This window comes from Pseudomonas sp. HP_08, assembly GCF_055284095.1.
This window is the reverse complement of sequence record NZ_JBTOQC010000009.1, coordinates 164,615-175,456: the sequence shown is the minus strand read 5'-3', so window position 1 is coordinate 175,456 and position 10,842 is coordinate 164,615. Positions and strand designations below refer to the sequence as shown.

The window sequence follows — 10,842 nt, the reverse complement described above, 5'->3', positions numbered from 1 at the left end:
CGATGCATCGCCGATGGTAGTGTGGAGCTTCTCCATGTGAGAGTAGGTCATCGTCAAGATTCAAACCCAGAACCCCTGATCGCACTGCGATCGGGGGTTTTGCTTTGCGCGGAAGAAAAGCATCACGCTTCGACAACATACAACCGCTCATAACGCGCCATTGTGTCGACCAGCCGCTGCCTCAGATAACCATGAGCATGTCCCAGCAAGCGCAGAATATGCCCAGACTCGACCAGATAAGACGCTCGTTTGGCATGCGTCCAAGTTACTGGAGCTGACTGCAGATTGGTGATGCGATCACACAGTTTGATTGCAGCAGCTTCACGGGAATGCAGGGCAATTGCCTGCAGGTACCGCTCTTCGGAAAACGGTACGATCAGGTTTTTGCTCAGACTGGCAACTGTCGATGTAACCCGCGTACCGAAAACCTCTGCCAGCGCATCTTGCGTGATAGCGGTGTCCTCCAGTACGTCATGCAAAAGTGCGGCGGGCAGGGCAATCTCAAGTTCACCCACCGACTCTTGCTGATCGGCAAAGATCAGCTCATTGGCGACCATGGCAACATGAGTGGAATAAGGCAGCTCCGATGCCTTCATCGTCTGGCCAAGGTGAGCCTGCGATGCGAATAGCCAGGCTTTGTTATACGTCTGTTGAATATCGTTGTGGGTCATTTGAAATCACCAAAGAAAGCGTTGGAAAGGGCTGCTCAAAACAACCGCAAAGCAAGATCTTGTCGATCAGTCATAAAGCCACGGCTTGAGTTCCTTTAGATTGGCCACCACGATCTGCTGCGCCTCAGGATGAGGGTCAAGATTCCTGTGATCAATCTGATAGCGCTGTAAAACATACTTCACCAATGCCTTACGGCTGGGCACCACCAGTTGACCGCCCTGCATACCGAAATCGGTTTCGATAATAGCCTGCTGGGCTTTATCCAGGCGTCTGTCCGGCTGGATGATTACGGCCACCTCGGTATTCCACTCGGTATCGGCCTCAATCGCGTTATCGGTCTTGTCATCGCGCATATCAGGCGTGCCCCTGAACCGGCTCAGCACAAAGTCCCGGTATCCACGATTCTTCTCGCAATAGGCGCGAACATGCCAGCGCATGCCGGTATAGACCAGCGTATGCGGCGCAATGGTCCTGCCTTCGGGGTTCGGGCTTTTCAGCGACACATACTCGATGTCCAGGCGCAGATGCTCGCGGCAGGCCTTGAGCAGCGGCCGTAAAATCTCGGCCTTGATCGAACGGTCCGGCACCTCAAGCACCATGGTGTGCGCATAGGCCAGCGCAAGACCCTCTATATGAGGAGCGCGGGCATTGTTCTGGTAAAGCAGATGCAGATAGGCACTCGCGCTATTGTCGATGAACCGCGGACTGAAAGCAGGTCCCGGCACATAACCCTTCAGTTGCTTGTCATATGTAAGGTTTTCAGGCGCATGTTCGTTGATGTAGGTGTTGATGTCCTTGGAGGCCTGTTGGCGACTGATTCCGAAGCTCTGCATCAGATGCACCGTGGTCAGCCGGCCTTCCCACCATGCCACCGTCTCGATCAGTCGGTAGCGTAGTGCCAGGTCCCAGCGCACCTGCTTGATGTCCTGCTGCCGTTTCATGAGCGCTCCATGTGCGTGAATTGTTTACCTGTATAAGTCTACATTCTATACGTGTCGTCAAACTATACATATTCTGAGGCCTGTCTTAGAGGCTTACGCAAGGAAATGGATATGACACCGGATGTAATTTCGACCGGCGCGTTGTCAGTGATGGCAGTCATCGCGTTGCTACTGCTGGCTCACCTCAGGGGGTACCCATGAACCGACTTGAACGAATCAAGGGCTGCCTGTTGGGCGGTGCGGTTGGCGATGCCTTGGGGGCTCCGGTCGAGTTTCTGGGATGGCAAGCCATCGAAGCAAAGTTCGGTACCCGCGGAATCGTCGACCTTCGGCCGGCTTATGGTGTGATGGGCGCTATTACCGACGACACGCAAATGATGCTCTTTACCGCCGAAGGACTGCTGCGTGCCTGGGTGCGTGGTTGCTCCCGAGGCATCTGCCACATTCCAGCAGTGATTCACCATGCACTGCTGCGTTGGTTGATCACTCAGGATCATGAGCCGATGGCACCTGTCAGGCTTAATGGCTGGCTGGTTCAGCAGCGTGCATTATGGTCCCGACGCGCGCCCGGCAACACCTGCGTCAGTGCCCTCATGGCCAGCCGGCAGCTTGGCTTTGCGGCTGAAAACAACAGCAAGGGATGCGGCGCGGTCATGCGCGTTGCCCCTTGTGCCTTTTTTGCCGATGCCTTTGAAACGGCCAGCGAGTCCGGACGCCTCACTCATGGCCATCCTGCCGGCTACCATGCAGCTGGTTTGTTCGCCGATATCCTGCAGCGCATGAGCGAGCAGACTGTCAGCCTTGAACATGCCTTGAGCGAAAGCCTCGCCGCCCATGGCCAGAAACCCGGAATGGACGAAGTGCGAACCAGCCTCGAAAAAGTATTGTTCTACTTCTACGAAGGCTACTCGCCAACCCCGGACCGAATCGACCAATTCGGTGGTGGCTGGATCGCCGAAGAAGCTCTAGCCATTGGCATCTGGTGCGCGTTGTCGGCCAGCTCGTTTGAGCAGGGCGTCATTACTGCCGTGAATCACAGTGGTGACAGTGACAGCACCGGTTTGATTGCCGGGCATCTGTTGGGGATTCAGTACGGTGTATCGGCGATACCGGATCGCTGGCTTGATCAACTGGAGTTGCGCAGCGTCATCGAAAAGGTGGCGACGGATATCGAGCGCGTACCGAAAGTGTACCTGGGCGGAGCAGGGGAGTCTGATCACGGGATTGAAATCGAATATCCCGGTGATTGATCAGCGTTACAGGCAGGCATTAAAAAGCCGGCTTGTGGCCGGCTTCTCGTTGGCGATCTTGGCCTATTTTTGGTAAGCCGCAACCACCTGCAAAAGGTGCGCTCGCAAGGAACGCTAGTCTGGATACAGGGCGTTCGTGTAAAACGCGCTGTCGGGCATCGACGCCAGGGTCGATGCCTTGAGTGGCGCACAGGATACTGACATTCACTCTCAAAGCCCAGCCCTGAAACACTTTGTCACTTCAATATTGCCCCTGTTCAGCAGCTTGCAGCAATGTTCTTGCGCTGGTTAAGGGTTGACCACCAAAAGATCCAGCCAAGAATGCGAATGGGTTGCCGGGCGATCTGTTCGGCACTGAAGGATTCATCGGGATACTCATGGCTGTTGTGGCTGCGCAAGCGTAATCCCCCGCTGGGCAGGCGGTACAAGTAGCGGATACGCAACAGGCCACCGTGCTCCAGGGCATACATTTCACCATCGATGACCTGTGTCGTGCCGCGGTCGACGGCCAGCAACGAGCCGTCTTCCAGGCGGTCGGCCATGCTGTTGCCGGTCATCCTGACGCAGATGGCCTGTTTCGGCTCGATGTCCATGCTGTGCAGCATCTTGAGAGCCAGGCGAATCTTATGCCCGGGCACTTCGACCAGTGTGCTCTGCCCGGAATCTGCTTCCTTGAACACCTGGATTTCCACATCCGGTGCCGATGCATGGCGGCCTTGCATTGGCGCGTTCGGCAGTGCGCCGCCGGTGTTTTCGTTAGCCGGTTCCGTAGGGTGTTTGGGGCCTTCGCCGCTGCGTAGCCAGCGTGCGTTGACGGTCAACAGTTCGGCCACTTCTTCAAGGCGTGCCATGGGAATGCCGCGCTTGAACCAGTTATTCACGTGCTGGGGCGTGACCTTACGGTTGGCGGCAAAGTCCGTTGCGGAGAGATGGCACTCCCGCAAGAGGGTGCGTAGTCGATCACCTGATGTATTCATGGGCTCGGAGTTTACGAGCCTCGTGCCGGCGTTTAAATGAACGAAGTGTTCAAATGCGCAGTGCTTCCGGTTATTGCTGATGAGTTGGCGGGCAACTTCAAGCAAGGCGTGTGGGATATTTACCGGGTTTTGATTTGCAGAATAAACATGCTGTACCGCGCAGGGCCAGACAACCTGCAGGTTGCAGGGTGTTTAACGAAGAGTGGCTGATAAACGTGATTTATCTACGTATTTTTGCAGGCGGGAGGCGAATCGATTGGCGCTGAAGAGTAATAAGTATCGAAGCGTCCGTTATCGGACGCTTCGACCGCAAAAGCAGATCAGCCCTTGAAGGCTTCGACCGACTTCTGGATTTCGGCGCGGGCGGCGTCAGCGTTGCCCCAGCCTTCGATCTTGACCCACTTGCCTTTCTCGAGGTCTTTGTAGTTCTCGAAGAAGTGCTTGATCTGCTCCAGCAACAGTGGCGGCAGGTCGGTGTATTCCTTCACGTCGACATACAGCTGGGTCAGCTTGTCGTGAGGAACAGCGATGACTTTGGCATCGCCGCCGCCGTCGTCGGTCATGTGCAGGATGCCGACCGGACGAGCACGGATCACCGAGCCCGGCGTGACCGGGTACGGGGTCACGACCAGCACGTCGAGCGGATCACCGTCGTCGGCCAGAGTGTTAGGGATGAAGCCGTAGTTGGCCGGGTAGAACATGGGGGTGGCCATGAAACGGTCAACGAACAGGCTGTCGGTGTCCTTGTCGATCTCGTACTTGATCGGCGCATGGTTGGCCGGGATCTCGATCGCGACGTAGATGTCGTTTGGCACGTCTTTGCCAGCCGGAATCTTGCTGTAGCTCATTGGACTTGGTCCCCATAGTTGAACAGACAGGTTTTGGCGCAAACCGCCAAAAAGTGGCCCGGATTATAGGCATATTCCAAGGGTGTTGCCACGCACAGGGCATTATCCATCAGGCGTAGAGGCGTCTTGCTGGTAGGCCGGGTCGAGCTGTTGCAGGCTCTGTAGCCGGGCCAGTGGGTCTTGGCGGTAGAACAATCGCAGTTGCTCGTAAACCGCAGGGTAAGCCTGGTGCAACATGTCCGGCGCGGTGAAGAAATACTCGCTGGTAACCGCAAAGAACTCGGCAGGATTTTCAGCCGCATATGGATCGATGGCGGTTTCGGCATCCGGGTCGTTGTCGAGCTGGCGGTTGAGGTCGTCAAAGGCGCCTTGCATGGCACTGGCCCAGTCGCTGATGCGCATGTTGCCGTGCAGCGGCGGCAGGCCGTTGGCATCGCCATTGAGCATGTCGAGCTTGTGCGCCAGTTCGTGAATCACCAGGTTGTAGGCATCCCAGCCACCGCCCGACTGCACGCCCGCCCAGGCCAGGATGACCGGTCCCTGATACCAGGCCTCGCCGCTATGCTCGGCATCGTATTGATGCTCGATGCCGCTGGCATCGCGATAACGCTGCGGGCTCAGGAAGTCGTCAGGGTAGATCACCAGCTCATGAAAGCCCCGATACCAGTTCAGGTCACCCAGGTTGAGCAGTGGCAGTTGCGCCTGGGCGGCCAGAAACAGGTTCTGCTCGTCGCTCAAGGCCACGCCGGGCAGGCAGGTGAGGTGCTTGTCTTGCAGGAACAACACGCTGGCATCGCGTAGCCAGACGAGTTGCTCCTCGCTCAGGCCATCAAGGATCGGCAAATGCCCAAGCACCTGCTGCCAGAGGGCCGCAGGTACCGGGTGGCGATCAAGCGTGCGTTGCCGACGCCATCTGGCGAACGACCACACGGCCTCAGCGTACTTGCGCCGAGCGGCTGAAGCGGCCGCGCAACAGGCCGATCAGCATCGGCAGCAGCGACAGCAGGATGATCACCAGCACCATCAGGGTCAGGTGCTTCTTGATGAACGGTACGTTGCCGAAGTAATAGCCCAGGGTCACCAGGCTGCCGACCCACAGAATCGAGCCCAGCACGCTAAAGGTGAAAAAGCGCAGGTAAGGCATGTGCGCGACGCCGGCGACGAAGGGCGCAAAGGTACGCAGGATAGGCAGAAAGCGCGCCATGGTCACCGTCTTGCCGCCATGGCGCTCATAGAACATATGAGTGCGCACCAGGTAATCGCGGCGGAAGATCTTCGAGTTGGGATTATTGAAGAGCTTTTCGCCCATCGTCCGGCCTATGACGTAGTTGGTGCTGTCACCCATGATCGCGGCAAGCATCAACAGGCCGCCGAGTAATACCGGGTCCATGCCGCCACCTGCGGCCACGGCGCCGGCGATGAACAGCAGCGAGTCGCCCGGCAGGAAGGGCATGATCACCAGGCCCGTTTCGCAGAAGATCACCAGAAACAGGATCGCGTAGATCCAGGCACCGTAATTGGTTACCAGCAGGTCGAGATAGGCATCGAGATGCAGGATGAGGTCAAGCGGGTTGAAATCCATTTGAGTACCTGGGCAATCAGCGTGGTTGTGACCGCCGATGTCGATAACACATAGAACGACGAGAGCAGACGCGCGGCATTATAGAGGCAGAACCGGCGAATAGGGCGTAACGAGATGTGAGGGGTGGTTACAGATTGATGCAGGCGATCCGAATCCTGATGGCTCGGTCCAGCGTTGCAAGGCGGTGTGGCAAGCAAAAGAACAGGCAACCGACCAGGGTTCGCCCTTGGCCGGGCGAACCGAAGTCGACAAACGGGTGGCTATCGAAGGCCGCCATCAGCCCTCGCTGATGGGCAGCACGTAGTTCTTGAACTGGGTGTCTTCTTTGAAACCGATTGATTCGTAGACCTTGTGCGCCACTTCGTTGTCGATGCTGGTCGACACGCGCATGCGCACCGCCTGCGTCTCTTTGGCCATTTTCTTGGCATGTTTCATCAAGTGATCGGCCACCAGTTGGCGGCGAGCGTCTTCGGCGACGTAGATATCGTTGAGAATCCACACGCGCTTGAGCGACAGCGATGAGTAGCTCGGATACAGCTGGCAAAAGCCGAGCAGTCTGCTGTCATCGTCAACGGGCAACGCCAGATAGATGACCGACTCGTCACGGCGCAGCCGTTTTTCAAGAAAGTCCCGTGACGAATCCGGGAAGGGCAGCTCACCGTAGAATTCGCGATATTTCACGAACAACGGCGTCAACAGGTCCAGGTGTTCCAGCGTGGCTTTGATGATCCGCATGGGTAGGCCTCAACTTCGCTATGGGCTAATGCGCATTTTTGGCAACGCTCCGATGCTGCCTGCTGGCTTTAGAAAGCGCAATCTAAAGCGGTTTGTCAGACCGCTCCGGATTGGCAGGGCGATTACAGCCGGGCTTAGAAAAAGCCCAGCGGGTTGATGTCGTAGCTCACCAGCAGGTTCTTGGTCTGCTGATAATGGTCGAGCATCATCTTGTGGGTTTCACGGCCTACACCGGACTTTTTGTAGCCGCCGAAGGCTGCGTGCGCCGGGTACAGGTGGTAACAGTTGGTCCATACGCGGCCTGCCTTGATGCCGCGGCCCATGCGATAGGCGCGGTTGATGTCGCGGGTCCAGACCCCGGCACCCAGGCCGAACTCGGTGTCGTTGGCAATCGCCAGCGCCTCGGCTTCGTCCTTGAAGGTGGTAATGCTGACCACCGGGCCGAAGATTTCTTCCTGGAACACGCGCATTGCGTTGGTGCCCTTGAGCAGCGTCGGCTGGATGTAATAACCCGTGGCCAGATCGCCTTGCAGCGCTTCGACCTTGCCGCCGGTCAGCAGCTCGGCGCCTTCTTCACGGGCGATCTCCAGATACGACAGGATCTTGTCGAACTGCTGCTGCGAGGCCTGTGCGCCGACCATGGTGTCGGTGTCCAGCGGGTCGCCACGTTTGATCTTCTGGATCTTTTTCAGCACCACTTCAAGGAACTGCGGATAGATCGACTCCTGCACCAGTGCGCGGGACGGGCAAGTGCAGACCTCGCCCTGATTGAAGAACGCCAGCACCAGGCCCTCGGCGGCCTTGTCGATGAACTCCGGTTCCGCGCTCATGATGTCTTCGAAGAACACGTTCGGCGATTTGCCGCCCAGTTCGACGGTCGACGGAATGATGTTTTCCGCCGCCAGTTTCATGATGTGCGAGCCGACCGGCGTCGAGCCAGTGAAGGCGATCTTGGCGATGCGCTTGCTGCTGGCCAGCGCTTCACCGGCCTCGCGGCCAAAGCCCTGGACGATGTTCAGCACGCCGGGCGGCAGCAGGTCGCCGATCAGCTCCAGCAGTACGGTAATGCCCAGTGGCGTCTGCTCGGCAGGTTTCAGCACCACGGCATTGCCGGCCGCCAGCGCCGGGGCGAGCTTCCAGGCGGCCATCAGGATGGGGAAGTTCCACGGGATGATCTGCCCGACCACGCCCAGCGGTTCGTGAATGTGATACGCCACGGTGTTGCCGTCGATCTCGGCGGCGCTGCCTTCTTGCGCACGCAGGGCGCCGGCGAAGTAACGGAAATGGTCGGCCGCCAGTGGAATGTCGGCGTTGAGGGTTTCACGAATGGCCTTGCCGTTGTCCCAGGTCTCGGTAAGGGCCAGGACTTCCAGGTTGGCTTCGATACGGTCGGCGATCTTCAGCAGCACCAGCGAACGGGCCTGTACGGATGTGGCGCCCCAGGCATCGGCGGCGGCATGCGCGGCATCGAGGGCTTTATCGACGTCTTCGGCAGTGGAGCGGGGGAATTCAGCGATAGGCTTGCCGTTGACCGGCGAGGTGGTGGTGAAGTACTGACCCTTGACCGGCGCGACGAACTCGCCGCCGATGTAGTTACCATAGCGCTCCTTGTAGCTGACGATGGCGCCTTCGGTACCGGGATGAGCGTAACGCATGGTATTGCCTCCTGAGCAGTTTCGTTCTTGTTCTGTGACTGTCGCTTGAGTGTTTTATTCATGCAGTCTTCAAGCGTAGGCCAAAAAACACGGGGCCGGCAGATGAACTTTAGGCGTAGAAGGTGTCGATACAGCGCATAAACACAGGGTGCGGTTTCAGCGCCTCTGGGCTAACCTGCGCCAACGATTTTCGAGGTGGTCATGCATATTCATATTCTTGGTATCTGCGGCACGTTCATGGGCTCGCTGGCGGTCCTCGCCAAGGAACTGGGGCATCGTGTCACCGGTTCCGACGCCAACGTCTACCCGCCGATGAGCACGCAGTTGCAGGCGCAGGGCATCGAGCTGACCCAGGGCTATGACCCTGAACAGCTGGAGCCCGCGCCGGATCTGGTGGTGATTGGCAATGCGCTGTCGCGCGGCAATCCTGCCGTGGAATACGTGCTCAACCGTGGCTTGCCGTATGTGTCGGGCCCGCAATGGCTGGCCGACCATGTGCTGCAAGGCCGCTGGGTACTGGCCGTGGCCGGCACGCATGGCAAGACCACCACCAGCAGCATGCTGGCCTGGGTGCTTGAGCACGCCGGCATGGCGCCGGGCTTCTTGATCGGCGGTATTCCGCAGAACTTCACCGTGTCGGCCCGTCTGGGCGATACGCCGTTCTTCGTGGTCGAGGCCGACGAGTACGACAGCGCCTTCTTCGACAAGCGCTCCAAGTTCGTTCACTACCGCCCACGCACTGCGATCCTCAACAACCTTGAGTTCGATCACGCCGACATCTTCCCTGACCTGGCCGCCATCGAGCGCCAGTTCCATCACCTGGTGCGCATCATCCCGAGTGAAGGCCTGGTGATTCATCCGACCACGGAGCCGGCCTTGCAGCGCGTGGTGCAAATGGGCTGCTGGACGCCGGTGCAGACCACCGGTGCCGGCGGCCAATGGCAGGCCCGCTTGCTCAGCGAAGACGGATCGCGCTTTGAAGTGCTGTTCGACGATCAGGTGCAAGGCACCGTCGAGTGGCCAATGACCGGCCAGCACAACGTGGCCAATGCCCTGGCGACGCTGGCGGCGGCGCGTCATGTCGGCGTGTTGCCGGCCCAGGGCGTCGAGGCGCTGAGCGCATTCAAGAGCGTCAAGCGGCGCATGGAAGTGGTTGCCCAGGTCAACGGCATCACGCTGTACGACGATTTTGCCCACCACCCAACGGCCATCGCCACGACCCTGGACGGCCTGCGCAAGAAGGTCAATGACGCGCCGATCATCGCCGTCATCGAGCCGCGCTCAAACTCGATGAAGCTGGGCGCACACCGTGATGGCCTGCCCGAAAGCGTGCAACAGGCCGATCAGGTGGTCTGGTATGCGCCGGCCAATCTGGGCTGGGACCTGGGCGCCACAGCGGCGCAGTGTCCGGTGCCGGCTGTAGTCTGTGATTCGCTTGAGGCCATCATTGCCCGGGTCAAGAGCCAGGCGCAGCCCGGCACGCATGTGGTGATCATGAGCAACGGCGGCTTTGGCGGCCTGCACGGCAAACTGGCCGAGGCGCTGCAATGAGCGGCCCGGAGCGCATCACAGTAGCCGTCACCGGCGCGTCCGGCGCGCAATATGCTCTGCGCCTGCTGGACTGCCTGGTGCGCGAAGACCGCGAGGTGCATTTTCTGATCTCCAAGGCCGCGCAATTGGTGATGGCCACTGAGACGGACGTTCGTCTGCCGCCCAAGCCTGCGATGATGCAGGCCTTTCTGACCGAGTACACCGGGGCTGCGGCCGGGCAGATTCGCGTCTACGGCCGCGATGACTGGATGTCGCCGGTGGCCTCGGGTTCCGGCGCACCTGGCGCGATGGTCGTGGTGCCATGTTCCACCGGCAGCTTGTCGGCGATTGCCAGTGGCGCCTGCAACAACCTGATCGAGCGGGCAGCCGACGTGACGCTTAAAGAGCGCCGCCCGCTGATATTGGTGCCGCGTGAGGCGCCGTACTCCAGCATCCACCTGGAAAACATGCTCAAGCTGTCGAACATGGGCGCGGTGATCCTGCCGGCTTCCCCCGGCTTCTATCATCAGCCGCAGACCATCGACGATCTGGTGGACTTTGTCGTGGCGCGGATTCTCAATCTGCTGAACATCCCGCAGGACATGCTGCCGCGCTGGGGCGAGCACCATATGGGCAGTGACGAATAGAGCGC

12 protein-coding genes are annotated in these 10,842 nt (G+C 59.0%); 4 read left to right on the top strand and 8 right to left on the bottom strand.

The window, feature by feature from the left end; all coding sequences use genetic code 11:
- Nucleotides 1-122: 122 nt before the first annotated feature.
- Together ACYAS9_RS10295 and ACYAS9_RS10290 are read right to left on the bottom strand one after the other, a co-directional pair.
- Nucleotides 123-671 (bottom strand): HD domain-containing protein, encoded by a 549-nt coding sequence (locus tag ACYAS9_RS10295; protein WP_463568178.1) that lies wholly within the window; start codon nt 669-671, stop codon nt 123-125.
- A gap of 66 nt (nt 672-737) precedes the next feature.
- The gene (locus ACYAS9_RS10290; protein ID WP_463568177.1) at nt 738-1,613 is read right to left on the bottom strand and encodes a WYL domain-containing protein; all 876 of its coding nucleotides are present in this window, start codon (nt 1,611-1,613) and stop codon (nt 738-740) included.
- Nucleotides 1,614-1,810: 197 nt separating this feature from the next.
- Here ACYAS9_RS10290 and ACYAS9_RS10285 point away from each other — a divergent pair, with 197 nt between their 5' ends.
- Nucleotides 1,811-2,863 carry an ADP-ribosylglycohydrolase family protein gene (locus tag ACYAS9_RS10285; protein WP_463568176.1) on the top strand — a complete coding sequence of 351 codons (1,053 nt, stop codon included), beginning with the start codon at nt 1,811-1,813 and terminating at the stop codon, nt 2,861-2,863.
- 257 nt (nt 2,864-3,120) lie between these two features.
- Here ACYAS9_RS10285 and ACYAS9_RS10280 read toward each other — a convergent pair whose 3' ends face one another.
- Nucleotides 3,121-3,840: a S24 family peptidase gene (locus tag ACYAS9_RS10280; RefSeq protein ID WP_463568175.1), complete on the bottom strand. Its 720-nt coding sequence runs from the start codon at nt 3,838-3,840 to the stop codon at nt 3,121-3,123.
- A gap of 36 nt (nt 3,841-3,876) precedes the next feature.
- Between ACYAS9_RS10280 and ACYAS9_RS10275 the strand changes: the two genes are divergently transcribed.
- On the top strand, nt 3,877-4,050 hold the full coding sequence (locus ACYAS9_RS10275) for a hypothetical protein (RefSeq protein ID WP_463568174.1): 174 nt from the start codon (nt 3,877-3,879) through the stop codon (nt 4,048-4,050).
- A gap of 110 nt (nt 4,051-4,160) precedes the next feature.
- On the opposite strand, the gene ppa is transcribed toward ACYAS9_RS10275, so the two are convergent.
- The 5 genes from ppa to exaC all read right to left on the bottom strand — a co-directional run bounded on the left by ppa (nt 4,161) and on the right by exaC (nt 8,660).
- Complete coding sequence (ppa, locus tag ACYAS9_RS10270) at nt 4,161-4,688, bottom strand: inorganic diphosphatase (protein ID WP_056841849.1); 528 nt, start codon at nt 4,686-4,688, stop codon at nt 4,161-4,163.
- Nucleotides 4,689-4,790: 102 nt separating this feature from the next.
- Entirely contained in the window at nt 4,791-5,618 is an 828-nt protein-coding gene (locus ACYAS9_RS10265) for a M90 family metallopeptidase (protein ID WP_463568173.1), read from the bottom strand.
- A gap of 4 nt (nt 5,619-5,622) precedes the next feature.
- Nucleotides 5,623-6,270: a DedA family protein gene (locus ACYAS9_RS10260; RefSeq protein WP_463568172.1), complete on the bottom strand. Its 648-nt coding sequence runs from the start codon at nt 6,268-6,270 to the stop codon at nt 5,623-5,625.
- A gap of 276 nt (nt 6,271-6,546) precedes the next feature.
- Entirely contained in the window at nt 6,547-7,005 is a 459-nt protein-coding gene (locus ACYAS9_RS10255) for a GNAT family N-acetyltransferase (protein WP_463568171.1), read from the bottom strand.
- Nucleotides 7,006-7,139: 134 nt separating this feature from the next.
- Nucleotides 7,140-8,660, bottom strand: coding sequence for an acetaldehyde dehydrogenase ExaC (exaC, locus tag ACYAS9_RS10250; protein WP_463568170.1), 1,521 nt, complete (start codon nt 8,658-8,660; stop codon nt 7,140-7,142).
- A 201-nt stretch (nt 8,661-8,861) separates the two neighbouring features.
- On the opposite strand from exaC, the gene mpl reads away from it, so the two are divergent.
- Both mpl and ubiX read left to right on the top strand, forming a co-directional pair.
- Complete coding sequence (gene mpl / locus ACYAS9_RS10245; protein ID WP_463568169.1) at nt 8,862-10,211, top strand: UDP-N-acetylmuramate:L-alanyl-gamma-D-glutamyl-meso-diaminopimelate ligase; 1,350 nt, start codon at nt 8,862-8,864, stop codon at nt 10,209-10,211.
- Nucleotides 10,208-10,837 (top strand): flavin prenyltransferase UbiX, encoded by a 630-nt coding sequence (ubiX, locus tag ACYAS9_RS10240; protein WP_463568168.1) that lies wholly within the window; start codon nt 10,208-10,210, stop codon nt 10,835-10,837. Before mpl ends, ubiX begins: the two co-directional genes overlap by 4 nt.
- Nucleotides 10,838-10,842: the final 5 nt, after the last annotated feature.